Consider the following 26,774-nt stretch of genomic DNA (forward strand, 5'->3'; position numbering starts at 1 on the left):
ATCTAGCATGGCATTGTCGAACATGAGAAAAAACGGCAAAATAGTTGAAATGTGCTAAAACCTGACGATTATAACGTGGCTCGCTAAAATTAAACGAGCTAACAAAAATGGCATTATTTCTCATACCTAAGATACCGTTACGTTAGTCATATTTTATACGCGCGGCAGTTCATGTTAATAATAGTAGCGATACGGCACTTAATGTACCATAACTAACATCGTTGCTAAGTTAAGTTGCGAAGATAAAAAGAATTTGTCGCCTTACCTATCGTTATCGTCTTAACATTTTTAACGCACTAGCAAAACACTGTAAATCCCACTTAAAATTGAGGAATGTTGTATGTCAGGATTATTAAAGAAACTCCCTAGCAAACTAAGTAGCAAACTACCAGCCAAAGTTTCTGACAACACCAAAGTGCCAGCTGCACAACCAAACACTACGCTAAAACCCATCAGCAACCAATTTACCAAACTGCTATCTGTCACCAAGTTTCTGCCTGCGGCCGCGCGCGCCAGCATTTTATCAAAAGCCTTTGGTAAAGTGGTGCCGTACGTGGGCACAACAGGTATTTATTATGAAAAAGTCGATCCCAATCAAGTGGTGGTCAGCTTAAATAATACCAAAGCGGTGCAAAACCATATTGGCTCCGTCCATGCCGTTGCCATCACTTTACTTGCGGAAACTGCAACTGGGTTTATTTTGGGTTTAAACCTACCCTCTGACCGCGTATTATTGATTAAATCTTACTCGGTGAATTTTTATCGCCCGATTAAAAAAGGTCAAATCGCCGCGGTAGCATCATTATCTGACGAGCAACGCTTGGATATTTTAAATACGCCAAAGGGTGAGATGGTCATACCGTGCGTGATTCATGACCGCGAGTCAGATAGCGACCGTGACCCTATCGTCGTTGAAATGACGTGGGCTTGGATACCCAAATCTGAGCTAGAAACACGCCGTCAAGGTAAAGCCGCTAAAGCGCTAGAAAACAAGCAAAATGACAATGAAAAAACCAAAGATGAGCAATCTAAGTCTGAGCAAAACGAGAGTGAAGAAAGTAGCAATCACTCAACGCAGGAACTCGAGAGCAATTAATTCAAACCTGTTAAAGAAGTAATTAGCTACCAAAAAATGGATTTGAAAAATATCACAATAATAAGGAGACAAGTATGTCTAGATATATCAATAAACTGACGACTCATTTATCTAAAGTAGTGCTGATTAGCGCCTGTTCATTAGGCTTAGGTTTTGCGGTTACGGCCAATGCCGCGCCAACAACTAATAATGCAACCGTCACCAAATCTAGCCCAGTATTTCTCGGTGATGGCGGCAACTATCCGTTTTCAGAAGCGGTACGTGTCGGCGATACGTTATATATGTCAGGACAGATTGGTTTTAAAGACGGTAAATTGGTCAAAGGCGGCGTCAAAGTCGAAGCCAAACAAGCACTCGATAATATCAATGAAATCTTGTTAAAGTACGGCTACCAAAAATCAGACATCGTCAAATGTATGGCGATGCTGACTGATATGGATGACTTTGATGACTTTAATAAAATCTATAAAGCAGAATTGGCTAAGCCTTATCCGGTACGCTCAGCTTTTGGTGTCGCAGAGCTGGCAGCGGGCGCAAGTGTTGAAATTGAATGTATCGCCGCAAAATAGCAATACTATTTAAAATAAACCAAACTGACTTTTTGATTAGCGGTTATTGAGCCAATTGCACCGACTTTTGACTCAATAACCGTTTTGCTTTATACAATCGTTTTTCTTTATACTATCGTTTTTTTATACAATCATAGCGTCATCAGTTAGGGCGCTTTCTTTGGTTACCCGCAGCACTTCTTCTAACGTCGTCCGACCCTCTATGACTTTGCGTAGTCCATCAGCACGTATCGATGGCGTTTGCTGACGGGCGTATTCTTCTAGCTCGTACTCGGCAGTATTACTATGAATCATCCGGCGCAAGGTATCGTCAATCGGTACCACTTCATAAATTGCCGTCCGCCCTTTAAAGCCTGAATTATTACATTTATCACAGCCCACTGGTTTCGGCAAATTAATAATATTCTCTGTTAATTTTTCAGTAGCCGTATTTGTAGCATTTGCCGCAATACCAATTTCAGTAAATAATTTGGCCTGTTCATTATCGGCAGCCTGCCAGCCATGACAATGTGTGCATAACGTCCGTACCAAACGCTGAGCGACGACACCAATCAGCGATGACGATAATAAAAATGGCTCTACGCCCATGTCCTGCAAACGCGTGACCGCACCGATGGCGGTATTGGTATGCAGTGTCGATAATACCAAATGTCCTGTTAAAGACGCTTGCACGGCGATTTCGGCGGTTTCTAAATCGCGAATCTCACCTACCATCACCACGTCTGGATCTTGTCGCAACATGGCACGCAGGCTCTTAGCAAAAGTCATATCAACTTTATTATTCACCTGCGTTTGCCCAATACCATCGAGCTGAAATTCAATCGGATCTTCGGCGGTCAAAATATTGCGGGTTTGGTCATTTAAATCGGTCAATGCCGAATATAGCGTGGTGGTTTTACCTGAACCGGTCGGTCCAGTCACCAAGATAATGCCATGTGGACGATGGATTAAGCGCTTAAGTTCGCTATAGTCATTATCAGATAGACCAAGATACGTCATATTGAGACGACCCGCTTGCTTGTCTAATAAACGCATGACCACGCGCTCACCAAAGCTTGACGGCAGCGTCGATACCCGTACATCGACCTCACGGCCTGCCAGTCTTAAACTGATGCGACCGTCTTGTGGTACACGCTTTTCGGCGATATCCAGTTTGGCCATCACCTTGATACGCGAGACCAGTAACGGCGCCAATTGGCGTTTTGGCGTGATAATTTCTTTTAGCTCTCCATCGACACGAAAGCGTACCACTAGCCGTTTCTCAAAAGTTTCAATATGAATATCTGAGGCATTTAAACGTATCGCTTCAGACAACAGCGCATTAATCAGACGAATAATCGGCGCATCGTCTTGTTGATCCATCAAATCTTCTGTTTCAGGAACGCTATCGGCCAGGCTATCGAGGTCAGGATGGTCTTCAAGCCCAGCGGCAATATGCTGCGACTCGCCCGTATTACCGGCATAGGCGGCATTCATACGTTTTTCGAAATCTTCAATGCTGATATTTTCATAATTTGGTACACCGCGTACGCCTTGCTGCTGTAAAAAACGCACCGCCTCATTAATGGCGGACAATGGCGTAGTTTTGGTCAACACCAAGGTCGGCGGCAACTCCGGATCAATAGCAAGAATGGCCAAAATTTGATGGCGTTTTGCAAAACTGTACGGCAGCTGCAGCATAAAGACGACCTAGTGAGTGGTTAATTTAAAAAAGAACTTAAAAAACAGCTTATAAAATAACTTTGAAAATGGCTTTGAAAACACAATAATACATGCTAAAAAACACTACTGACCTGACTATTTAAAGCCGCCTGCCTAAATCGTTAAACTGGATGAACTACCCACTACCTTAGAAGTAGGGGCTTTCTGCGCGGTTTTTGGTAAAGATTGTCAGTAAGCGCGTATGAGTTTGTTATAATAACATTTTGTTTTAGGCAAGTAGCAAGGCTTTGCTTGGATTTATGACTTTGCTTTTAAAGCAGTTATATTATTAGCATTTAACATCGCAAGCCTTTGGCCACATAACGCCTATTTACGTTTTGCCTCTACTACTATTTAATAAAAACTCTCATTAAACACAGTAACAAACTTAATAACCTCGTTAGTCACTTTTGTTCGCACGCTATTAGGATTATCCTTATGTCACAAGCCGCAAATGCTCCTGCCAACGCTCAATCATTTTCACAAAATGCCTTATCGAATGATACCTTTACGGTTGGCAGTCGTACATTCTCTTCTCGATTGTTGGTCGGTACTGGTAAATATAAAGATATGGCTGAAACCGGTGCGGCAATTGGCGCGTCAGAAGCTGAGATTGTTACCGTTGCCATTCGCCGCACCAATATTGGTCAAAATAGCAATGAGCCGAACTTATTAGATGTCATTTCACCAGATAAATATACCATCTTGCCCAATACCGCAGGTTGTTTTGATGCCGAAACCGCGATACGCACATGTAAGCTTGCTCGCGAGCTATTAGGCGGGCATAATCTGGTGAAGCTAGAAGTATTAGGCGATGAAAAAACCCTTTATCCAAACGTGATGGAAACTCTAAAAGCCGCCAAGGTGCTAATCGATGATGGTTTTGAAGTCATGGTTTATACCTCTGACGACCCCATCGTCGCTCAAGAATTAGAGAGCATGGGCTGTGTGGCAATTATGCCGCTTGGTAGCTTAATTGGCTCAGGTTTAGGTTTGCTCAATCGCCATACGCTTAGCCTTATTATCGAAAACGCTAATGTACCCGTATTGGTTGATGCTGGCGTCGGTACCGCTTCTGATGCCGCGATTGCGATGGAGCTTGGTTGTGATGGCGTGCTGATGAACTCAGCGATTGCCAATGCACAAAATCCCGTGTTGATGGCGCAGGCCATGAAACATGCTATATGGGCAGGGCGTCAGGCGTTCTTAGCAGGTCGTATGCCGATGCGCAAAATGGCCGCTGCCAGTTCGCCGCAGACCGGCTACTTCTTTCAGTAGTTTTTAGCTTAGATTTTTCAAGTTGAATCCTGCAGGGCAAACTTTCTAGCTTAAACCTTTAAAAGCACAGCTTAACACATAATGAAATAATAAAAATCCCGTGCGCCATGCTTTTTATATTAAGATATTTTTGTGACTACTTTTAGGTTTTTAATCGTTTTTGCTATATTTTTTAGTTTTACTATGCTTTACCTTTGCCTAACTGAATACTTATATAATTTATTGCCGTTTTTTATTCATCGTCATAAAAGGATTTATTATGCGACTTCTCACAGCAGTCGACCAGTTGTTTTTACTTCTTGAGTCGCGTAAACAACCCATGCATGTTGGGGGTCTATTTTTATTCGAATTGCCCGAAAATGCGGACAGCAGTTTTGTTTGTCAATTGGTCAAGCAGATGCAGCACTCTGAGGTGCCGCCGACTTTTCCTTTTAACCAAGTGCTTGAGCATTTGATATTTTGGAAAAAAGACAAACACTTTGATGTTGAGCATCACTTGCACCATGTAGCGCTACCACAGCCCGCGCGTGTACGCGAGCTTTTGATGTACGTATCAAGAGAGCATGGTCGCCTGTTAGATCGGGCAATGCCGCTATGGGAATGTCATGTTATTGAAGGAATTGAGCCAGAAAGCGAAGGCGCGCCTGAACGTTTTGCCTTATATTTTAAAATCCATCATTCGATCGTTGATGGCATCGCTGCCATGCGCTTGGTCAAAAAATCCTTATCGCAATCGCCAACCGAACCGGTGACGCTACCGATTTGGTCACTAATGGCACGTCATCGTAACCAAGTCGATGCGATTTTGCCGAAAGAGCGTTCGGCGCGGCGCATTATCAAAGAGCAAATATCAACCATTAAACCGGTATTTACAGAATTGCTCGATAACTTAAAAAATTTCGGTGATGACAGTTATGTCAGTACCTTTGCCGCGCCGATGAGTGTGCTTAATAAACGCATTTCAGCCTCGCGGCGCATCGCCGCGCAGTCCTATGAGATACAGCGCTTTAATGATATCGCTGAGCGCTTAAATATCAGTAAAAACGATGTGGTGCTTGCCGTTTGTGCTGGCGCTATTCGCCGTTATCTCCTGTCGATAGATGCGCTACCAAGCAAGCCTTTGATTGCTTTTGTACCCATGTCATTACGTACCGATAATAGTGTGGCGGGCAACCAGTTGTCATTTGTTCTTGCCAATTTGGGCACGCATTTAGACGATCCACTCAGCCGCATCGAGCTGATTCATCGCAGTATGAATAACGGCAAACGCCGCTTCCGCCGTATGAATCAAGCGCAGGTTATCAATTACAGTGTGATTTCTTATGCGTGGGAAGGCATCAATTTGGCAACTGGGCTATTTCCGAAAAAACAGGCCTTTAACCTGATTATCTCCAACGTCCCTGGGTCAGAAAAGCCGCTGTATTGGAACGGCGCGCGTCTGCAATCTTTGTATCCGGCATCGATTGTATTCAATGGACAAGCGATGAATATCACTCTCGCCAGCTATTTGGATAAGATTGAATTTGGCATCACCGCTTGCAGCAAAGCTCTACCGCATGTACAAGATATGCTCGTCCTCATAGAAGAGGAGCTGCAGCTGTTAGAGCGAACCAGTAAAGAGCTTGAATTTCAAGGCATTACGGTGACAGATAAAAGTAGTGACAAGAAAAATGGCAAAACAAAAAAGCTGGCGCCATAATGGAACCAGCTTTTTCAATATCAATTTTCTAAATCTTTAATAAGTTAAAACTACAAAATATCGCCCCACGTTGGGACAACCACTTGCATTAACGGTTTTAGTAATTTGACGTTACAAGCAAAGATAGAGCCTGAGGTCATTGAGTTGTGCGCGCCTGTATGGTCAACGACCACGCCGCGTGCTTCGGTCACGATAAGCTCACCAGCAGCAATATCCCACGGCTTAATAGACATCTCAAAATAACCGTCAAAACGACCAGCGGCGACATAACATAAATCTAGCGCGGCTGAGCCTAAACGGCGAATTTGACCGCCCGCTTCAGAGATTTTTTGTAAGCTTTCAAAGTGCTGCTTGGCATAAGAGATGACTTCACCATTGCGTTTACGCTCAAGCGGATGACCAGTAGTAAATAGACCACCGTCAAGGGTTTTACGTTCGCTCACTTGCATACGGCGATTGTTCAAGCGTGCGCCTTTACCACGGCTAGCCGAGAACATCTCATCACGTACAGGGTCATAGATAACACCGTGCTGGGTCACGCCTTTATGTTGCACCGCGATAGAAACACAAAACTGCGGTACGCCATGGACGAAGTTTTTAGTACCATCTAGCGGATCAATAATCCAGCACCAGTCAGCATCTTCGCCGCGACCTTCTTGCATACCAAACTCTTCACCCAAAAACGAGTGATTTGGATAGCTGGCTTTTAGGGTCTCAATCGTCAGCTCTTCACTGAAACGATCAATGCGCGTCACTAAACCATCAAGCCCTTTTGACTCAATATCTAGCTCGATTTTGTGGCGGTTTTGATGTGCATATAAAATCTCTTTACCAACTTTTTCAGCAGCACGCGCTGCGATAACGACCATGGGTTCCATAAATAACCTATTTGCTTGATGAATGAATACTACTTGAAAGATAGGACTGATAAAATGTACGAAAAATAAAAGCCGCTTAAAATTAAATCGGATTAATAACTCATGAAAACCATCGCCGCCTAGCGAACCAAATAAATGATTGCCAGCAGTAGTGCCGCCCAAGTTGTCAAATAATTCACACCTACGGCAAGTAGGCGAGGTTTAAACAAAAATGCTTTATTTTTCAATCCGCTATTTTAGCAATTTTTTTTGAGTGATAGGATTTTATTTTAGCAATTGCTGCAGCTGGCTTACGACCCCTGCAACATCCAGACCACAATCAGCCATTTGTTCTGTTGGCGAACCATGAGCGATAAAGCGATCAGGTATACCAATATTACAGATTACTGGGCGGCTATTTTTAAAGGCTATTGATTCGTTAAGTAAATATTCATTGATTGCACTGCCCGCGCCGCCCATAATCGTATGCTCTTCTAAAGTAGCGATATGGGTAACGCCTTGCTCGATTAAGCTTTCAAGCAAGTGCGTATCTAATGGTTTCACCCAGCGCATATTCACCACATGTACTTGGCAGTCTGTTTCTGTATTATCGTTAATCAGGCTCTCTGCTGCTTGCTGAGCCGTCGCCACCATGGTACCAAAGGCTAATAAGGCCAACTTATTAGGTGCGTTATCTTGACCTAAAACCGACTCTACCACCGCTTTACCAATAGGATAGACTTGCGCTGGCTGGGTAATCGTCGCGCCAACGCCAACTCCGCGCGGATAGCGCACAGCCGTACAGCCTTGATATTCATAGCAAGTATTTAGCAAGTGATAACATTCGTTTTCATCTTTTGGCGCGGCAATCAGCATATTCGGTACGCAGCGTAAAAAGGCAAAATCAAACACACCGGCATGGGTAGCACCATCTTCACCAACTAGACCAGCGCGATCAATAGCAAACATCACATCAAGATTTTGTAGCGCCACATCATGAATGAGCTGATCGTAACCGCGCTGCAAAAAGGTTGAATAAATGGCGACGATTGGTTTGACGCCTTGGGTCGCCATGCCGCCTGCTAACGTTACCGCGTGTTGCTCAGCAATCGCTACATCAAAAAAGCGCTTAGGAAATTGACGGGCAAACTCAATCATGCCCGAGCCTTCTTCCATGGCTGGGGTAATCGCAAGCAATTTCTCGTCAGTAGCAGCTTTATCACATAAGAACTGACCAAAGACTTGCGAGTATTTTAATAGCGGTGTACTCGGTGCTAAGTTAGCGGTTAGCGCTTTCTTCTCGCTATCTTCAGCAGGCAATCTACTGATAGCATGATAGCCAACTGGATCTAATTCAGCAGGCGCAAACCCTTTACCTTTGGTGGTATAGATATGCACCAACACTGGGCCTTTTAATTGCTTGGCAAGCGATAGTACGCGCAGTAGCTCAGGGATATTGTGGCCATCAAACGGACCGAAATAAGTAAAACCAATGGCTTTAAATAGATTGTCTTCTAATTGCGGCACATCGCGCAGCTCGTTATGACGTTTACGGCGGTCGTAGGCTTGCATGTCAGGACGCTGGCATAATATTGGCTCGCCAGCATCAGAGATATCAACCTGATAGCCTGACTCCCACAATGTCGCTAAATGCCGTGAAAAACCACCAATCGAGCAAGATATCGACATGTCGTTGTCGTTTAAAATGACCAGCAAATCCGCATCTTGTTGGACGGCGTCATTCATCGCTTCAAACGCCATGCCGCCGGTCATTGCGCCATCACCTATAATACATGCAACCGTTTGCGCGCGGCCTTGATAGCGTAGCGCCAGGCTCATGCCAAGACCCGCCGAAATAGACGTCGATGAATGCCCAACGCCAAAAGTGTCATAAACCGACTCGGCGCGTTCTGGAAAAGCGGTCAAACCATCTTTTGCGCGAATAGTACCAAGCTTTTCACGGCGACCCGTCAACACTTTATGGGCATAGGCCTGATGACCGACGTCCCAAACAATCTGATCTTGGGGCGCATCTAACAGATAATGCAGGGCAATGGTCAACTCAATGACGCCTAAATTGGCCCCGAAATGACCGCCACTTTGACCAGCTGAATAAAGCAGAAAAAGCCGTAGCTCATCCGCCAAGGTAATGAGCTGACTTTCGCTAAACGCTTTTAAATCAATCGGGGCGTCTACCGTATCAAGTAGCGGCGTATGCGGACGCTCACGTGGAATGACTGCATAAGTTTTTTGCAGGTGCGATAGCGATGCAGCAGAATCAATGGCTGACGCAGATGATGACTTAGACTGTGGGGAATGAGGTGACTGCTGCATAAAACGTACGATACCTACCAATCTGCTAACAAGATGCTACCTTAGATACGGGCTATCACTAGCTAGCATCTAGGTGGCGTTAATAATAGTGCGGACATTATAAATCAACAAATGTCATCGACTATAAGTTTATTAATACAGCGCTTAAAATAGCTGTGAATAACGATTCAAAATAAAACAAACTTTCAAAATTTAGAACTTTCAATTTTATAGACATTTTAAAATGAGACTATGTCCTCATATAAAATATTATAGCGCCTGCTAATTTTGCTTTCATATTGAGCGCATATCGGGCGACAGTGACGACATAGTAATGCAAGGGCTAAGACTTGTCACTGTATCCGTCAAAATAGTATGGCATAATAGCATTTATTTTTAATTGTCGCTTTAATCATCGTGCGCCGTCTGTGAACTTTGTGTGTATTTCCACCAAACAGCTTTCGTATGCTATTTTAGTTAGCAGCGCTTATGTCACACCTTTATTATTATAAAACTTTAACCGACCGCTAGCGTCACGATGATCGGCTTATGCAGGACATTAATGTCATATCAATTTATCACCAATGCCAAACTACCGACTCGTCACGGCGAGTTTGATATTCATATCTTTGAAAATGCAGACGGTCAAGAGCATGTGATGCTTACTGTCGGTTTACCTGTGGCCAAGCAAACTGAGGTTTTAAATCAGCAGGACACGGCATCAATCGAAGACAGTCAAACGTCAAAAGAAGCGCTCATTCCGCTCATTCGCATTCATTCGGAATGCTTGACGGGTGATGCTTTTAGCTCATTAAAATGCGATTGCGGTCCCCAGCTTAATACCGCGATGCAGGCGATACAAGAAACCGGCTGCGGGGCGATATTATACTTGCGTCAAGAAGGACGCGGCATTGGCTTGACCAATAAAATCCGTGCTTATGCCTTGCAAGATCAAGGGCATGATACGTTAGATGCCAATCTTATGTTGGGTTTACCGGCTGATGCGCGCGTTTATGATATGTGCGGGCCGATGCTTGCTCATGTCGGCGTCGATAGCGTGCGCCTGATTACCAATAATCCCGATAAAGTGGCTTACTTAACCGAGCATGGTATTAATGTCGTCGAGCGCGTGCCGTTATTGGTTGGGGTGAACGATATGAATGCTGAGTATCTCGCGACCAAACGCGACCGCATGGGGCATCTACTCGATAAAGATTTCAATACCGCCTTACACCTTAATAAATAGTAAATAATTAGATATTTTATGACCATACCAAATATAGATAATCATGACAATTTTCCAGAGACGAATTCTGCCGTGACGCCAACCCACAATGACATCACGCGCGTGCGTGAGTTTTTGGTGGATCTGCAAGCGCGTATCTGTCAAGCCTTAGAAGCGCAAGAGCGCGACGGCAGCAGCAATGATCAGCCGGCAACCTTTGTGCCTGACGATTGGGAACGTCCTGAGGGCGGCGGCGGCCGTTCTTGCGTGCTCGCAGGTGGCGAAGTGATTGAAAAAGCGGGCGTGATGTTTAGCCATATTCATGTGCATAACCTACCCGCTTCTGCAACTGCGCGCCATCCTGATATCGCTGGCCGTAAAGCGCAGGCGATGGGCGTTTCATTGGTCGTGCATCCTAAAAACCCCAATGTACCGACCAGCCATGCCAACGTGCGTTTATTCGTTGCTGAAGCCGAGGGCGAAGAGCCTATTTGGTGGTTTGGTGGCGGTTTTGATTTGACGCCGTTTTATCCGGTGCTTGCCGACTGCGTACATTGGCATCAGGTTTGTCACGACCTGTGCGCGCCGTTTGGCGACAGCGTCTATCCTGACTTTAAGCAGTGGTGTGACGAATACTTCCATCTGCGCCATCGCGATGAGCAGCGCGGTATCGGCGGCCTGTTTTATGATGACGTCAATACTGAGAGCCGCGGTTGGGATTTTGATACCTGCTTTAAATTTATGCAAGCGGTCGGTAATGGTTATCTTGAAGGTATATTGCCAATTTTTGAGCAGCGTAAAAACACCCCTTATACCGAAGCACAACGTAAATTTCAGCTTTATCGCCGCGGACGCTACGTCGAATATAACCTTGTTTATGACCGTGGCACCCTATTTGGGCTACAAAGTAATGGACGCATTGAGTCCATCTTAGTCAGTATGCCGCCGCTTGCCAGTTGGCATTATCGCTTTGAACCTGCCCCCGGGACGCCTGAGTTTGAATTGACCAATTTTTATCTAAAACCGCGTGATTGGTTGACTTTATAGTCGTCATTGGCATAATAAGCCGCAGACAGCGTTTTGGTTCTTGGATAAACAGCCCTATTTGCTCTCCTTAAAATTTCAGAAAAACACTATCAAGGTCAGCGTTACTGCTGACCTTTATTATTTACTATTTTTTATTTGAGAGCAGCCTAAGAGCAGCTAAACTGTTAAACGGGGCATTTTGACTTTTAGCTTATAAAACGCGCTTTGGCGAACGTTCATAGCTGATTAAGATGCCATTACAAAAAGGTACTTTATTATCCTACTTTATTTTAGCTTGTTGAGGTTTAATTAACAGCAGTATGGGTTTAAAGTAGTATAGATTTAAAGCCATGTTGTTTTAACAGGCTATATGGTAAAAGACCAGAACGTAGCTGTCTTTAACATTTAGAACAACCACATAATATTTAATTCATAGTAGCAATATAACAGGTGGCGAGCATGCAAGTGCTTCGGCACCTTTTTATTAGCCACGTATAAAGGAGCAATACAGATGGCACAGCTTTCTAATAATAAATCATTCAAGTCTATCGTCGGCGTAACGTTGATAGCAGCCGCCTTAGGTCTAACAGCTTGTAGTACGCCAGTTGACCCTGACGTCAAAGCGCGTCAAGACACCATGAAAAGCTGGGGCGATGCGATGGGCATCATGGGCGACATGGCTGAAGCGCCAGATACGTTTGATGCCGAAGTCTTTAAAGAACAAGCGGCATTTTTAGCAAAAGACTCTGCCAATCCTTGGAGCCACTTTGAAAACCAAGAAGCCACAGGTAATGCTACTGAAGCGGTTTGGAGCAATGTTGACGATTTTCGCGCTGAAGCTGATGACTTCCAAAAAGCCACTGCTAACTTGAATGCAGCGGCACAAAATGCAACCAGTGTCGATCAAGTCTTACCTACGCTTGGACAAGTCGGTGACAGCTGTAAATCATGCCATACCGATTTTAAAGTGAAAAAAGACTAATGAGTATTCGCTTTCAGATACAAAAAAGCCGCTACTGTTAATATAGCGGCTTTTTTATTGGTTAAAGAGTAACTTATTTAACCCATTAAGTCCGCTTGGACGATTTCAATCCAGTAACCATCAACGTCTTTGATAAAGGCAATATTTTTCATGCTGCCGTCTTCTGGACGTTTTTTGAACTCGACGTTGTTTTGATCAAACCAAGCAACCGCTTCGTCAAGACTTGGCACACTAAAGCAGATATGACCAAAGCCTTGTGGTTCACCATTACCATCATGATAACTAAAGTTCGCTTGGGTTTCGGTACCGTAGTTATGAGTCAGCTCTAAAATACCGCGCTGACGGAAGGCGAAAATTTCTAAATCGTCACCCGCTGGCAGATTTTCCCGCTCGCTGTCAGTCAACTTGGCTAAAAAATATAAATCAAAACCCATCGCAGGGAATTTTTTTACCGCCAGTAACGTCATGCCTAAAATCCCCGTATAAAAGGCCAACGATTTGGCAGGGTCTTTGACGCGTAGCATGGTGTGGTTAAAAGTATAACCTGCTGTCTGTGCTGAAATCGGCTGCACACCTTCTGCTTTTACGCTGCTCTCAGGCTGAGCGATACTGTCTTTATTAGCCTCTAAATCTGTTGAATCCATCATAATTTTTCCCATATATAAGTGTTTTTAATCTTCAGCTAGCAATCGCGTTAATAGTGGGTACCTTCACAATTCACTTGTAGTCACTATTCCGAGCGTTTAATGATAAATAGCTATTAAGTATCTAAAAAGCGTACTTTTCCAGTCTCTAAATTATACTCAGCGCCAACGACGAGTAGCTGGCCGCTACTGGTTAAGTCTTCTAGCGCGCGCGAACCGTGCTTTAATTGGCTAACCGACATGCGTACATTGGCACGAATAGAACGATCGACCAATTCATCCGCATCGACATCTTGTCCGTTGGCCGTTGCCAGCTCATGTAAGTTATAGACACTTGGGCGAATACGATCGACGATTGATTGTAAATTTGGCGAATAGTTTTGCTCAGGATTGATCAGCGCATCGACGCAAGCGGTCACCGCTCCGCAATGCGAATGCCCAAGCACTACCACCAGTTTGGTGCCAAATTTTTCTGCCGCAAATTCAATCGAACCGATTTGAGATGGAGCAACCACATTACCCGCCACGCGTATGACAAACAAATCGCCCAAACCTTGGTCAAACACAATCTCAACTGGGACACGGGCGTCCGAGCAACCCAAAATAATCGCTAATGGATCTTGGTCACTGATCAGCTCAGGACGTTTTTGCATGCAAGGGTCAGTGCTGGTCAGACTTTCTACGTAGCGTACATTTCCTTCTTTGAGTAGTGCCAGTGCTTCTTGTCCAGTTTTTGGGCGGTTACTGTTAGGCATAAGGGGTCCTTGTTTATCAAAATGGTTTAAATTATAAATTGCGCTAGCATTCTGTTTTCTACTTTAAGATACAGCTTTCAGCTATGCTTATCTTTTAAGCTTATCTCTTAAACTTAGCCGTTTGCTATTGCAAATATCCTTGTATGTGGCATACATAAAATTATTGTAGCGCAAGCAAGGCAAAAAAATGGTAAAAATTCTTTATTGTAAGATGGCAGCATTGCAAGCCAAAGCATTTCAAGACAAGAAATTTGCAGCCAAGCATTTAGCTCATTATTTTTTTAACAACCTAAACCAACCAATAACGAACTTGCACTGACTTATAACAAGGGTTTGTTATAATACTCAGCAACCAGATTGTATATATAGCCAACGCTTATCGCCAGACTTAACAACATGCAAATTGCTGCCAGTCACTAGTATTTTAGCGCTGCTGCGCATTTGGTGTTTTAGGAATCAACCTTATGACCGAATCAAATGTAAACCTGCAAACCGCACCGGTGTCGCCCACTACTGACAAGGCGCTGCTGCAGCTGACTGGTCTCCAAAAAATTTATGATCAAACCGAAGTCTTAAAGGATATCAACCTTGATATTCAGCATGGCGAATTTATAACCTTGCTTGGTCCATCAGGCTGCGGTAAGACGACCTTGCTACGATTAATTGCGGGTTTTGAGCAGCCAAATGCAGGGGCGATTTATCTTGATGGCATGCAAATGGCAGGCTTGCCAGCGGATAAGCGTCCGGTCAATACCGTGTTTCAGCAATATGCGTTATTTCCGCATATGACGGTGGCGCAAAACGTCGCTTATGGGCTTAAATTAAAAAAAGTGCCAAAAGATGAGATTCAAACGCGGGTACGTGAGATGCTGGCGATGGTGCAGCTTGAGCATTTGGCCAATCGTCGACCGCAAGATTTATCCGGAGGTCAGCAGCAGCGTGTGGCGATTGCGCGCGCGGTGATTAATCGTCCTAAGCTATTATTGCTCGATGAGCCTTTATCGGCGCTCGACCATAAGCTGCGTTTGCAAATGCAATCTGAGCTTAAACGTCTGCAACGTGAGCTTGGCATTACCTTTGTCTTTGTCACCCACGATCAAGAAGAAGCGCTGTCGATGTCGGATCGCATTGCGGTAATGAAAGACGGCAGATTTCAGCAAATTGGTACGCCCATCGAGATTTATGAAACCCCTGCCAATCTCTTTACCGCCAAATTTATCGGTGAAACCAACTTGTTTAAAGCGGAAGTCAAAGGCGTTTACCCTGAGCAGCCCGATCGTGATGGGCGCGTGACCAATGGCCGTATTGAGGTCGAGGTCTGCGAAGCACAAGCGCAAGAGGGGCCGACGACCTTACGCAATCTGCGCCGCCCTGACTTTGCCAATGACGTGCAAGTTGGTGATATCGTTAACTTACTATTGCGCCCTGAAGATTTACGCATTTATGACCCCAATGATAAAGAACATGGCGGCTTACTGGGGCGGGTGATTGAAAGTAATTATAAAGGCAGTACCTTAGACTCGATTATTGAGCTAACCAACGGCCATATTATTAAAGCCTCGGAGTTCTTTGATGAAGACGACCCAAGTTTTGATTATAAGCTTAACGAAGGCGTTAAAGTATCGTGGGTCGATGGCTGGGAATGGGTGTTGCCAGAAGAAGATACGCTTGCTAGCGGCATTGATAACGGGATAAACAATAGCCCTAGTAAATTAGCTGCCCAAAAGGATATCAGCTAATGGCGCGTCCTAACGTAGGTAATAAAAAATCAAGTCATAAAAACTTGAGCAATAAAAGCCCTTTTCGTACCGCAACGCTATGGCTAATTTGGGGTTGGCTGCTCATCTTTGCGCTATTGCCAAATATACTGGTGATTGCCGTCAGCTTTTTGACCCGTGATAGCACCGCTTTTATTAGTTTACCGGTCACTCTCGACAGTTACGTGCGCATGATTGACCCGCTTTATTTTGACGTCTTTGTGCATTCATTATGGATGGCGGGCATTACCACAGTCATTTGCTTATTACTTGGCTATCCCTTTGCTTGGTTTGTTTCTCGAGTGGATAAACGCTGGCAGCCACTATTGATGCTTATGCTGATATTGCCATTTTGGACCAACTCTTTGGTGCGGACTTATGCGCTAAAACTATTATTTGCCAGCAATGGTTTGATTAATAAATCCTTATTAACACTTGGTATTACCGATGCGCCCATTGATATTCTATATACCCAAGGCGCGGTTATTGCCGGTTTAACCTATTTGTTATTTCCCTTTATGGTGCTGCCACTGTATGCGGTATTCAGTGATTTGCGTAATGATATGCTGCTTGCCTCGCAAGATTTGGGTGCTTCAAAGCGCCAAACCTTTTGGCACGTAGTACTCCCTTTAACGACGCCGGGGATTATCTCAGGGGTGCTGTTGGTACTACTACCAGCGATGGGGATGTTTTATGTCGCCGATATCTTGGGCGGCTCACGTAACTTACTCGTTGGTAATATTATCAAAAACCAGTTTTTGGATGCGCGTGATTGGCCATTTGGTGCCGCCGCCAGTGTGCTATTAACGCTGGCGATGGCGGTATTATTACTCGCTTATCGTGCCAGTAGCCGCCGTATTGGCAAGACTGATTTTAACGAGGTGGCCTAATGTCTGATAGTTCACTGAATAGTACTCCAATTAAAAATAAACGCTCTATCAAATTAGGTAATATTGCCGCCAAAGGCTATCTTGGTCTGATTTATATTTTATTATATCTGCCTATCATCGTTTTGGTGGTAATGTCATTTAATAAATCAAAAATTGGTTATAACTGGAGCGGCTTTAGTTTAAAGTGGTACGAGTCGCTACTGAATAATCAGGCGATGCTTGATGCCTTTTGGCACTCTATTGTTTTAGGCTTGGTTGCGGCTACGGTTTCGACCGTTATCGGTACATTAACGGCGCTTGCGCTACATCGTTATGACTTTCGCGGTAAAGGGCTGCTCAATGGCCTGTTATTTGTGCTGATGATGTCACCTGAAATTGTCCTAGCGATATCGCTATTGGCGCTGTTTTTATTAATCGGATTGCAGCTTGGCTTTGTCTCGCTATTACTAGCGCACATTACCTTTTGCTTGCCGTTTGTCGTTATCACTGTCTTTGCGCGTTTAAGCAGTTTAGACGAGCGTTTGATGGAAGCGGCGCGAGATTTAGGTGCTAGCGAATCAACGATGGTTCGTACGGTGTTGATTCCAGTAATTTTCCCTGCGGTGATGGCTGGTTGGCTACTTGCCTTTACCTTATCGCTTGATGATGTGGTGGTATCGACCTTTGTGACCGGCCCTAGCTATGAGATTTTACCGCTCCGTATTTATTCTATGGTGCGCGTGGGACTTAAACCTGAGGTCAACGCGATTGGGACAATTTTACTCGTCGCTTCCTTAGTTTTAGTGGTTATCTCGCAATTACTGCTGCGTCGGCGCTAGTTTTAATTTTTACGGTAAAATAATGGCAATGTAATTTTAGGCAAAAAGCGCCTATGATTTTCCAAGATTATAAACACCTATTTTCCTATTTCTTTAACGTCAGTGGTTAGGTTATTTTATGCTAGAGCTTCGTCATCTTAATACGCTAACTGCGCTGCGAGCCCATGGATCATTGGCCGCTGCTGCCGATGAGCTGCATGTCACCGCCTCTGCGGTCTCGCATCAGTTAAAAGAGTTAGAGAATTACTACGATATTAGCTTGGTCAATCGGCGCACGCGTCCGCTGACCTTTACGCCAGCGGGCAAAACGGTACTGGCGCTGGCAGACAGTATCATGCCGCAGGTCACACGCACCAAAGCCAATTTAAAACGCTTAGCTCATGGTCAAGCGGGTAGATTGCGCTTGGCTTCTGAATGTCATAGCTGCTTCGATTGGCTGATGCCCATTCTCAATCATTATCGCCGCGAATGGTCAGATGTTGAGCTGGATTTTGCCACCGGTTTTGAGCCTGAGCCGCATCATTTACTGCAAGAAGGTGATATCGATTTATTGATTACCACCAGTAATTTACCGATAGAAGGTATCAGTTATCAGCCATTGTTTGAGTACGAGAGCCGTTTGGTGCTGTCGCCGACTCACGACTTGGCTGAGCAACCATTTATTCATGCTCAAGACTTGGTTGATCAGACCTTGATTGCTTATCCAGTGGAAGCTAAGCGCCTCGATATCATTGCCAATTTTATGACGCCAGAAGCGGTCAGTTTTAAAGCGATTCGTACCACCGAGCTCACGGCGATGCTAATTCAATTGGTGGCAAGTGAACGCGGGGTGGCGGCACTGCCTGATTGGGTGGTAAGCGAGTATGAAAAAAAAGGCTGGGTGGTTTCGCGGCCGCTCGGTAAAGGCGTTTACTGCCAACTTTATGCGGCGACGCGCACCGCAAGCCAAGATACGGCGTATATGCAAGGGTTTGCGAGTCTATTAGAAGGGATTGTGAAGCCGGTATAGCTAGTGCTTTTTTTAAAAAGTTGTTTAAAAAAGAGCCGTATTAAACATTAATATGGCTCTTTTTTATTGTTGAGTTTTTATTATTATAAAATCAATTTAAACAAATAAAAGCCAATTGCCGTTGCTAATAACGTCAGCCCCACATGTAACCCAATCAGTCCTAAACCCGCAAGCAGTTTGCCGTTATGGATAAAGGTAAATACTTCAGCACTAAAGGTACTAAAAGTCGTCAGTCCGCCCAAAAAACCAGTTATGACAAACAACCTGACATTAGGAGATAAGTCGCTACCCATACGCTCAAACCAAACTAATGCTAATCCTATTAAAAGTCCACCTAAGACATTGGCGCCAAGCGTACCGAGCGGTATCCAGCTATGCAGCGGATTAAAACGCGCCAACCAGCCACGCAGGCAAGCACCAATGGCAGCACCTAGTCCAATTGCAAGCCACTGCATAAGCTATCCTTGTAAGATAAAGTTTAATAGGTTAAGTATAAGATAGTTCATAGCTTATAGCATTTATAGCGCAGGCAGCTCGGTCATCGGCCAACGTGGGACACAGCTAACAGCCAAATCATCTGCTTGACCGGCTTGCAAACGCTCGTAACCCGCATAAGCAATCATTGCTCCATTATCGGTACATAACGCTGGCGGTGCGTAATGGACGGTCGCATTGATTTTAGCAAGCTCACGCTCTAACGTCTCACGCAAATGGCTATTGGCACTGACGCCGCCAGCTATCACCAAGCGACTCATCTCGACTTGTTTCAGTGCCTTGACGCATTTTTTCACTAGCGTATCAACTACTGCATGTTGAAAGCTTGCCGCAATATCGGCGCGCACTTTTGGATCGCTGTCGGAGCCATCAGTGTCCTTGATAAGATTATGCACCGCCGTTTTCATACCGCTGAAGGAAAAATCTAAACCGCGATGTAGCATCGGGCGCGGTAAGTCATAGGCATTTTGATTGCCATTTTCTGCCAATTTGGCAATATTTGGTCCACCAGGGTATGGCAGACCAAGCATTTTAGCCGCTTTATCAAAACATTCACCCGCCGCGTCATCGATAGACTCACCAAGGATTTCATATTGCCCGATACCATATGCGGCAATCAGCAAAGTATGACCACCAGAAACCAGTAAGGAGACAAATGGAAACGCTGGCGGATTCGCTCCCATCAAAGGCGCTAACAGGTGTCCTTCCATATGGTGAACGCCAATCGCTGGCACATCCAAGCCATAAGCCAAGCTACGTCCAAATAATGCGCCCGTCATCAGCGCCCCTATAAGTCCCGGCCCTTTGGTATAAGCAATCGCATCAATCTCATTTTTAGTGATATCGCACTGCTCTAGCAATTCGTTAAATAAAGGCACTAGCTTACGAATATGGTCGCGGCTGGCAAGCTCAGGCACTACTCCGCCATAAAGTGCGTGCAGCTCTATCTGTGAATACAGCACTTGCCCAAGCAAGCCTTTATTATTGCTATCTATCTGCTCGCTATCAAAAATCGCCAGACCTGTTTCATCACAGGAGGTCTCTAAACCCAATACTTTCATCTATGTGCCTTTATATTTGCTTTGTAGCATTAATAAAAAACCGCCACTGTTAGCTTACAATGGCGGTCATTCTAGCAAATTTCAATACGTAATATTAGCGAGCGGCAGCAACCATATAATCAACTGCGGCATAAACTTGTGCTTCAGTGACGTCTCCAACCGCTTGCGCAGGCATTTTATTAAAGCCTTTAGCAGAATGCATGTGTAACGTTTCTATGTCTTTGGCAAGGTGCGGTGCCCAAGCTTCTTTATCACCAAATTTCGGTGCGTCAAGCAAACCATTCTCATGGCAAACTTTACACTGCTTTTCGTACAGCTGAGCACCAGCATCGGCCGCCAACACTTCTGGTTCAGCAGCAGCTTCAGGTTCAGCCTCTACGACAGGTACTTCCGTAGGCTCTGCTTCAACCGCAGGCTCAGGGGTGACCACTTCGGTTTCTGTTACAGGCGCTTCAGGTTCTATAGCCACCGTTTCAGTTTCATTGGTAGTAGCTGGCTCTTCAGCCGCTGTATTGTCGCCGCCACTACAAGCACTCAATGCCAAAAGTGCACTCAAGCTTAGGCTTGTGAGCGCCAATTTAGCAACGGATTTTTTCTTCATTGTATTTTGCTGCATAGTCATAGTTAATCCTTCATCTATAGTTTGTTAATATAAACTTAAATATCGTAGCTGGCATATTAATAGTCATCGCTGGCAATGATGAATCGCTATTATGAAATGAGCATGCGGCTTACTTACTTAATTACTCATAGCTACTAAATACTATTAGTTCGTTGCAGGCTCAGTCGTATCAGTAGTCGTAGCGGCTGCATCGGTATTTGTCGTCGTGGCACTATCAGTAGTAGCCGCTTCTGTATCAGTACTTGTAGTAGCCATATCTCCTGCCGCATCTGTCGCTGCGCCATCTTCTGCTACTGCAGTGTCAGTACCCGTAGCACCCTCTTCTGTCCCTTCTGCCGTGTCAGCAGCAGGCATCGGCGCTGTTTCTGGGAAGTCCATATCTTCTGCTTCAGGTGCGTTTGCACGTGCAAGTTCTGAAGCTTCATCGACTTTATCTTTTGCTAAGACTTCACCTGATTCAGTGCCCGCTTCTTCCTTGTCACTGCTACAAGCACTTAGACTGACGCCCATCGTCAGAAACAATGTCGCCCACAATGCAGTACCAATCGTTGTTTTCTTCATGCCATTTTTCATTCAAAGATCCTCAAAATAATAGCTATAAAAGCCTTGTAACGTCTATCTAGGCATATTTTTAAGCGTCTAGTTTCAATAGCTAAATCTTGAAATTTAAAGCAGCTTAAATATGAGCGACAGACTGAGTATAGGATAGGATACCATAGACTCCATATAAGCCGTTATTGCTAAACAGCTGTTTTGTCCACAATTTATTGATTATTTGTTAAAAGATTATTAAAAATATTAACACTCACGCCTTCGGTTAAATCTTATTATATTTGTACGGTGTAATTAAATTTTATTGTCTATTATTTGACCTCTATTTAAGCCCTTATCTTACATAAATACGCTAAAGCCTTTGACTTTACTGCAGTTTTTGATTAAAATAAGCGCCCTTGTGCTAGTGCGCAAGACTATCCTAGTTTGAGCTGATGCCGATAATCTTGAGATATTACGGCTAAATACTAATACACAGCCAAACTAATGCCCTTATATCTCATCCTAATCAAGGAGATTTCATGCCTGCAGTTAAGGTTAAAGAAAACGAACCAGTTGACATCGCTATCCGTCGTTTCAAACGTGCTTGTGAAAAAGCCGGCGTTCTATCAGACGTACGTAAGCGTGAATTTTATGAAAAACCAACGCAAGTACGCAAGCGCAAAAAAGCCGCTGCTGTAAAGCGTTATAAGAAAAAATTACAACGCGAAACTATTCGTACCACTCGTATGTACTAATCACTAATACGATTAGCTACCTACCAGCGCTACACTAACGCCACTGTTATCGATGAATAACAGTGGCGTTTTTTATGCTACAATTTTTGTTATTGCTGCTGATAAATGCCCAGCAGATTTTTATTTAACACTTACCAAAAACTATTTTACCCATACTTATAAGGAATAATAACAATGAGCCAACTTAAACAGACGTTATCTGACACCATCAAAACCTCTATGAAAGCGCGCGAGCTTGAACGCGTCAAAGTGTTGCGCAACGTCCAATCTGTGGTCAAGCAGATTGAGATTGATCGCCAAACCGAGCTTGATGATGCGCAAGTGTTAGAAGTGCTACAAAAGCAGCTCAAACAGCGTCATGAGTCCTTGTCTATCTTTACCGAAAATGGCCGCGATGATTTGGCCAGTAAAGAGCAGTTCGAGATTGATATTATTAATGAGTTTATGCCAAAACAAATGGATGATGCCGAGCTTGCCGCTTTGGTCAATGCCGAAATCAAAGAGCAAGGCGCCACCTCAATGCGCGATATGGGCAGCGTGATGGGGGTGTTAAAGAATAAAACCGCAGGCCGTGCTGACCCTGCATTAATCTCTAAATTGGTAAAAGATGCTCTGCAAGGTTAAGTGAAGTTAAAAAAAGTTATATATTCTTAATCTGCGTATCGACCCAAGCTAGCAAACAACCGCCTAAGGCTTAAAGTCTTTGGCGGTTTTTACTGCCTTGATTTCGGCATTGATGTTGGCAAGTAACGGTCGGGCACTGCTCGCTTGCGCGGTTTTTTGCATTTGCTCGGTCAATTGCTTGGCTTGCGTTAAGGAAGTCAGCGCACGCTCATAGCGTCCACTCCACAGCTGGTCATGACTGCGATAACGCAGCGCATTGATGGTGGCAATTTTTGCCAGTTGCGGCGACTCGGTAGTTTTGGCGATTTTTTCATTGGCCAATTGCAAGCTTTGCCACGCATAGCGGTCGCTTGGCTGCTGCTCGGTCAGGGGCTTAAGCAGTGCTTGCGCCTTGGCTGGCTGATTGCTATTGGTCAGTGCTTCCGCTAAATAAAGACGCAAGTCGCGGCGTTCAGGATATAAGCGCTGCTGACTCTCAAGCAGTTCAGCCGCTTGTTGCCATTTATTCTGCTCAGTGAGAATTTGACTTTGGGTTATGGACAATAAGGGTTCCAATACTTGCCGCTGCGTTGCAGGTAGCGCTGACAGCTCGGTATATATCTCATTGGCCTCGCCAAAACGCTGCTGCTCGCCATACCAATACATCAGCGCCAATTTTGCGCCAACACTATTTTTTGCGGCGATCGTCAACGCGGTTTCAGAGACATGCTCGCCGGTGCTTTGCGTGCGCCAATAGAGCAAATCAAACAACGCTTGATGGCGCTGCTGCTTGGATAAAGGCAGAGCATCATAACGCTGGGCGCGGCTTTGCGATTCGCTTAAACGCTCATTACTCAAAGGATGCGAGCGCACAAAACTGGGCAGGAATTGATTGGCGGTTTGGTTGAGCTGGCTTTTTTGATTCATGGTTGCAAAAAAGCGCGGCATGGCGCGTGGATCGTAACCCGCTTGGTTCATGATTTGCATGCCCACACGGTCGGCATCACGCTCATTACTACGGCTAAAAGCCATGCTGCTATTCATGGTAGCGGTTTGGCTGCCCATCATGACTGCCGCCGCCGCATCGCCATCGACCGCTGAGGCTGCAATCGCTGCCAGCATGCCGCCTATTTGCATCAGCAAGGCTTTTTTGCGCTCATCCGCGCCGCTCTCATAATGGTGCTGGCTAATATGAGCCACCTCGTGAGCAACGACGCTGGCAAGCTCATCCATGCTGCTTGCCGCCAGTATCGTTCCAGTATTGAGCCCAATTACCCCGCCGGGCGCTGCAAAAGCATTGATACTAGGGTTATCAATAATAACCAAACCTAGCGGCGCTTGCTGGCGAGCTTGCGCATTTAGCCGCCACGTCATCTCTTTTATGGTTTCATAAATCCAAGGGTCGTGCTCCATCTTCGCGCGACTATTGATGTTTCTTAATGACCACTCCCCAAGCAGTTTATTTTCATATTGCTCAGCAAAGCTTAGCCCCTGCCCGCGCAAATTGGGTAAATCTAATTCTTCAGCACTTGACGTCTGCCAGGAACCGTAAGTAAATGGCGCGACTTGCGTGCCAGCACTATTGGCAGTAGTGGCCAGTGCCAGCAAGGTAGCCGATATACCCACCTTTAGTACAAAAACGCCTGTTAGCGTTTTTAGCGTTCTTTTAAACAGCGATTTTTTAAGCAATGCTGGTCTATGAAAATAATACAAGTGCGTATCCTATCCGAGTAATCCTAACGTCTTTTTGACTATACGAGCTTGTTTAGTTAAGGTCAATTGCCGTCTGCATCTGGCTACCAATAACGCTGCCACGCGTCACGCTTGTGCAACATGCTTGTGTAAACTTAAGCGTTATAAAGCGAAGTATTAAATGTAAAGTTTATCTTATCGCCCGGTTGTTATTAGATATACTGATTGACCAATGATTATGATAACTATATTCAACTGCAATTGAGTAGTGGCAATTTGCTATAATAGTAGGTCGTGGTAAGCGCTTGTTATCCATGGACTACAAGTGATACTTTCTCAAACATTGATATTTTAAAGGTTTATTTTATGTCTACTGATAACCAATCTGTCATTGTACGAGACTCATATCCTATTTGTTTTGTCGAAACCGTATCTGACGCGCAGCAACAATCGATAACGCAGCTGCTCGATTTATTGCCAGCAGATACTCTTAACTTAGTAGAAAATCTTAACTCGACGGATAGCGCAGAGCAAAGACAGCCAATCATAATTAAAAATATGGTCGATGGGCGCGGTCTTGCCTGCCCTATGCCGCTATTAAAAACCAAAGTGGCGCTACGAGAAGTAGCGGTTGGTGAATCGCTATACGTGGTTGCCACGGACCCAAACTCACAAGCTGATATCAGCGCTTTTTGTCAGCAGAGCCAGCAAACAGGCACAGCAAACCCCTTATTACTGCTTATCAATCAAGCAACAGCGGCAAGTAGCGACAAAATGCTAGGAACAAAAACCAGTACTGCTGTTGATACAATATATCACTTCATCATTACCAAAACTGATAGCAACTAAGCGGCGCTATCCTTTACAATTATAACTATAAGATTTTTATCTGACTCATTGCTTATCTATTTAACCAAGGTCAAGAATATGGCTAATACTTCTAATAACGCTGCAAATACCCGTAAAAAAGACAGCGCAGCACCTGAAAAAAACGAAGCACGCGATGCGGCCTTGAAAGCCGCTGCGGCGCGTCCGCCTTACGATGCGAGCGCACTTGGCGATACACGTACTCGTGACTTAGTGCCTGCTATGCCAACACATTTATCAGCGCCTGGCGTAAACTTGGGCGCTTATATTAATACCGTGCATCAAATTCCGATTTTGACACCGACTCAAGAGCAAGAACTTGCTCACCGCTATTATGATGAGGGCGATGTTGAAGCGGCGCGTCTGCTGGTTATGTCGCATTTACGCTTTGTGATTCATATTGCCCGTAGCTACTCAGGCTATGGTCTGCCGCAAGCCGATTTAATCCAAGAAGGCAACTTGGGCTTGATGAAAGCGGTTAAACGCTTTGATCCTAATAAAGGCGTGCGTTTGGTATCCTTTGCCGTGCATTGGATTAAGGCTGAGATTCACGAATTCGTCATTCGTAATTGGCGTATTGTCAAAGTTGCTACTACTAAAGCGCACCGTAAATTATTCTTTAACTTACGCAGCCTGAAAAAGACCAACAACCAATTAACGCTCGAAGAAGCCGATGCCATTGCCAACGATTTAAATGTAACACGTAAACAAGTGCTAGAAATGGAGTCACGCTTGACCTCGTATGATGCGTCGTTTGAAGCGCAATCGAGCGATGATGACGATGGTCGCTACGCGCCGCAGCTGTTTTTAGAAGATGGTATCGACCCTGCAGAGATGGTTGAAGAGGATGACTGGGAAGAGAACAACTCATCGGCTCTACTAGCAGCGATGGATACGCTAGATGATCGTTCACGCGATATCGTTGAGCAGCGCTGGCTTTCTGAGCAAAAATCAACCTTACATGAACTAGCAGCGGTTTACTCTATCTCAGCAGAGCGCGTACGCCAAATCGAAAAAAACGCCATGGATAAAATCCGTGAAGCCATGACCATCGATAGCGTTATTTTGCCCGATGATATCCAATAAGCTTTAGTTTGTTAGTTAAAACTTACCTATGATAACAATCCTATTTATAACACGAGTTTTACCATGCTAAATTGGATAAGTATCGCCGCTATTAATATGGCTATCGCCGTCGCCTTGGGCGCGTTTGGCGCTCATGGGCTTAAAAATTCGGTCAGTATCCAGCAGCTTGAATGGTGGCAGACGGCAACTCTATATTGGTTTGTACACGGGCTTGGATTATTGCTCGTTGGTATTCTTATTCGCCTTAATTATACGACCCAAACCACAGCATGGCTGCTACAAATCGGCGCACTTATTTTTGCGGGCAGTTTATATGCCATGACGCTTGGGGCACCGCGCTGGCTTGGAGCGATTACCCCTATCGGCGGTATGCTGATGATTGCCGGTTGGCTATGGCTTGCGGTCTCGACATTTCGCTTAGGCCATACTGCTTAAGTTGA

General features: G+C 44.8%; 26 protein-coding genes. 16 read left to right on the forward strand and 10 right to left on the reverse strand.

Translation table 11 applies throughout. The annotated features are described in order from the left end of the window. The first annotated feature begins 340 nt into the window (after positions 1–340). Entirely contained in the window at positions 341–1,096 is a 756-nt protein-coding gene (locus H9653_RS02040) for a DUF4442 domain-containing protein (protein ID WP_191690079.1), read from the forward strand. A gap of 74 nt (positions 1,097–1,170) precedes the next feature. Continuing rightward, a complete protein-coding gene (locus H9653_RS02045) occupies positions 1,171–1,665 on the forward strand; it encodes a RidA family protein (RefSeq protein ID WP_191690081.1) in 495 nt (164 codons plus the stop codon). Between the two features lie 123 nt (positions 1,666–1,788). Here H9653_RS02045 and gspE read toward each other — a convergent pair whose 3' ends face one another. Beyond that, complete coding sequence (gene gspE / locus H9653_RS02050) at positions 1,789–3,345, reverse strand: type II secretion system ATPase GspE (RefSeq protein WP_191690083.1); 1,557 nt, start codon at positions 3,343–3,345, stop codon at positions 1,789–1,791. A 459-nt stretch (positions 3,346–3,804) separates the two neighbouring features. Here gspE and H9653_RS02055 point away from each other — a divergent pair, with 459 nt between their 5' ends. Together H9653_RS02055 and H9653_RS02060 are read left to right on the forward strand one after the other, a co-directional pair. Then, positions 3,805–4,644 (forward strand): thiazole synthase, encoded by an 840-nt coding sequence (locus tag H9653_RS02055; RefSeq protein WP_191690085.1) that lies wholly within the window; start codon positions 3,805–3,807, stop codon positions 4,642–4,644. 259 nt (positions 4,645–4,903) lie between these two features. Further along, positions 4,904–6,343, forward strand: coding sequence for a WS/DGAT/MGAT family O-acyltransferase (locus tag H9653_RS02060; protein ID WP_191690087.1), 1,440 nt, complete (start codon positions 4,904–4,906; stop codon positions 6,341–6,343). A 50-nt stretch (positions 6,344–6,393) separates the two neighbouring features. Here the strand turns inward: H9653_RS02060 and H9653_RS02065 are convergent, their stop codons facing one another. Further along, a complete protein-coding gene (locus H9653_RS02065; RefSeq protein ID WP_191690088.1) occupies positions 6,394–7,221 on the reverse strand; it encodes an inositol monophosphatase family protein in 828 nt (275 codons plus the stop codon). A 264-nt stretch (positions 7,222–7,485) separates the two neighbouring features. Next, positions 7,486–9,534 (reverse strand): 1-deoxy-D-xylulose-5-phosphate synthase, encoded by a 2,049-nt coding sequence (gene dxs / locus H9653_RS02070; RefSeq protein ID WP_191690089.1) that lies wholly within the window; start codon positions 9,532–9,534, stop codon positions 7,486–7,488. 541 nt (positions 9,535–10,075) lie between these two features. Here dxs and ribA point away from each other — a divergent pair. The 3 genes from ribA to H9653_RS02085 all read left to right on the forward strand — a co-directional run bounded on the left by ribA (position 10,076) and on the right by H9653_RS02085 (position 12,746). Next, on the forward strand, positions 10,076–10,759 hold the full coding sequence (ribA, locus tag H9653_RS02075) for a GTP cyclohydrolase II (protein ID WP_191690091.1): 684 nt from the start codon (positions 10,076–10,078) through the stop codon (positions 10,757–10,759). A gap of 18 nt (positions 10,760–10,777) precedes the next feature. Beyond that, positions 10,778–11,785 carry an oxygen-dependent coproporphyrinogen oxidase gene (gene hemF, locus H9653_RS02080; RefSeq protein WP_191690093.1) on the forward strand — a complete coding sequence of 336 codons (1,008 nt, stop codon included), beginning with the start codon at positions 10,778–10,780 and terminating at the stop codon, positions 11,783–11,785. Between the two features lie 490 nt (positions 11,786–12,275). Next, on the forward strand, positions 12,276–12,746 hold the full coding sequence (locus H9653_RS02085; RefSeq protein ID WP_191690095.1) for a c-type cytochrome: 471 nt from the start codon (positions 12,276–12,278) through the stop codon (positions 12,744–12,746). Positions 12,747–12,823: 77 nt separating this feature from the next. Here H9653_RS02085 and gloA read toward each other — a convergent pair whose 3' ends face one another. Both gloA and H9653_RS02095 read right to left on the reverse strand, forming a co-directional pair. Then, positions 12,824–13,390, reverse strand: coding sequence for a lactoylglutathione lyase (gene gloA / locus H9653_RS02090; protein ID WP_191690222.1), 567 nt, complete (start codon positions 13,388–13,390; stop codon positions 12,824–12,826). Positions 13,391–13,506: 116 nt separating this feature from the next. Then, positions 13,507–14,145, reverse strand: a complete 639-nt coding sequence (locus H9653_RS02095; protein WP_068406318.1) for a carbonic anhydrase — start codon at positions 14,143–14,145, stop codon at positions 13,507–13,509. 464 nt (positions 14,146–14,609) lie between these two features. On the opposite strand from H9653_RS02095, the gene potA reads away from it, so the two are divergent. The 4 genes from potA (at position 14,610) to H9653_RS02115 (ending at position 18,619) form a co-directional block, all read left to right on the forward strand. Then, positions 14,610–15,884, forward strand: a complete 1,275-nt coding sequence (gene potA, locus H9653_RS02100) for a spermidine/putrescine ABC transporter ATP-binding protein PotA (RefSeq protein WP_191690097.1) — start codon at positions 14,610–14,612, stop codon at positions 15,882–15,884. Continuing rightward, positions 15,884–16,792 carry a spermidine/putrescine ABC transporter permease PotB gene (gene potB, locus H9653_RS02105; protein ID WP_191690098.1) on the forward strand — a complete coding sequence of 303 codons (909 nt, stop codon included), beginning with the start codon at positions 15,884–15,886 and terminating at the stop codon, positions 16,790–16,792. The genes potA and potB overlap by 1 nt, the downstream gene beginning before the upstream one ends. Next, positions 16,792–17,610: a spermidine/putrescine ABC transporter permease PotC gene (gene potC, locus H9653_RS02110; protein ID WP_225211565.1), complete on the forward strand. Its 819-nt coding sequence runs from the start codon at positions 16,792–16,794 to the stop codon at positions 17,608–17,610. The genes potB and potC overlap by 1 nt, the downstream gene beginning before the upstream one ends. Positions 17,611–17,728: 118 nt before the next feature. After that, a complete protein-coding gene (locus tag H9653_RS02115; RefSeq protein ID WP_191690100.1) occupies positions 17,729–18,619 on the forward strand; it encodes a LysR family transcriptional regulator in 891 nt (296 codons plus the stop codon). Between the two features lie 83 nt (positions 18,620–18,702). On the opposite strand, the gene crcB is transcribed toward H9653_RS02115, so the two are convergent. The 4 genes from crcB to H9653_RS02135 form a co-directional block, all read right to left on the reverse strand. Then, the gene (gene crcB, locus H9653_RS02120) at positions 18,703–19,074 is read right to left on the reverse strand and encodes a fluoride efflux transporter CrcB (RefSeq protein ID WP_191690102.1); all 372 of its coding nucleotides are present in this window, start codon (positions 19,072–19,074) and stop codon (positions 18,703–18,705) included. Between the two features lie 63 nt (positions 19,075–19,137). Continuing rightward, positions 19,138–20,175: a tRNA (adenosine(37)-N6)-threonylcarbamoyltransferase complex transferase subunit TsaD gene (gene tsaD, locus H9653_RS02125; RefSeq protein WP_191690104.1), complete on the reverse strand. Its 1,038-nt coding sequence runs from the start codon at positions 20,173–20,175 to the stop codon at positions 19,138–19,140. 94 nt (positions 20,176–20,269) lie between these two features. Next, positions 20,270–20,797: a c-type cytochrome gene (locus H9653_RS02130; protein ID WP_191690106.1), complete on the reverse strand. Its 528-nt coding sequence runs from the start codon at positions 20,795–20,797 to the stop codon at positions 20,270–20,272. Between the two features lie 144 nt (positions 20,798–20,941). Then, positions 20,942–21,370 carry a hypothetical protein gene (locus H9653_RS02135; protein WP_225211566.1) on the reverse strand — a complete coding sequence of 143 codons (429 nt, stop codon included), beginning with the start codon at positions 21,368–21,370 and terminating at the stop codon, positions 20,942–20,944. Positions 21,371–21,870: 500 nt separating this feature from the next. Here H9653_RS02135 and rpsU point away from each other — a divergent pair, with 500 nt between their 5' ends. Together rpsU and H9653_RS02145 are read left to right on the forward strand one after the other, a co-directional pair. After that, positions 21,871–22,086, forward strand: coding sequence for a 30S ribosomal protein S21 (gene rpsU, locus H9653_RS02140; RefSeq protein WP_010195908.1), 216 nt, complete (start codon positions 21,871–21,873; stop codon positions 22,084–22,086). 174 nt (positions 22,087–22,260) lie between these two features. Next, the gene (locus tag H9653_RS02145; protein WP_068406303.1) at positions 22,261–22,710 is read left to right on the forward strand and encodes a GatB/YqeY domain-containing protein; all 450 of its coding nucleotides are present in this window, start codon (positions 22,261–22,263) and stop codon (positions 22,708–22,710) included. Positions 22,711–22,773: 63 nt separating this feature from the next. Here the strand turns inward: H9653_RS02145 and H9653_RS02150 are convergent, their stop codons facing one another. Continuing rightward, entirely contained in the window at positions 22,774–24,315 is a 1,542-nt protein-coding gene (locus H9653_RS02150) for a M48 family metallopeptidase (RefSeq protein ID WP_318242141.1), read from the reverse strand. Positions 24,316–24,747: 432 nt separating this feature from the next. Between H9653_RS02150 and H9653_RS02155 the strand changes: the two genes are divergently transcribed. From H9653_RS02155 to H9653_RS02165, 3 genes are all read left to right on the forward strand, one after another. Beyond that, the gene (locus tag H9653_RS02155) at positions 24,748–25,230 is read left to right on the forward strand and encodes a sulfurtransferase TusA family protein (RefSeq protein WP_068406298.1); all 483 of its coding nucleotides are present in this window, start codon (positions 24,748–24,750) and stop codon (positions 25,228–25,230) included. A 240-nt stretch (positions 25,231–25,470) separates the two neighbouring features. Continuing rightward, positions 25,471–26,334: an RNA polymerase sigma factor RpoH gene (gene rpoH / locus H9653_RS02160; RefSeq protein ID WP_197488882.1), complete on the forward strand. Its 864-nt coding sequence runs from the start codon at positions 25,471–25,473 to the stop codon at positions 26,332–26,334. A 63-nt stretch (positions 26,335–26,397) separates the two neighbouring features. Next, positions 26,398–26,769, forward strand: coding sequence for a DUF423 domain-containing protein (locus H9653_RS02165; RefSeq protein WP_068406292.1), 372 nt, complete (start codon positions 26,398–26,400; stop codon positions 26,767–26,769). The last annotated feature ends 5 nt before the right edge of the window (positions 26,770–26,774 follow it).

This window comes from Psychrobacter communis (assembly GCF_014836505.1).
GTDB lineage: Bacteria > Pseudomonadota > Gammaproteobacteria > Pseudomonadales > Moraxellaceae > Psychrobacter > Psychrobacter faecalis.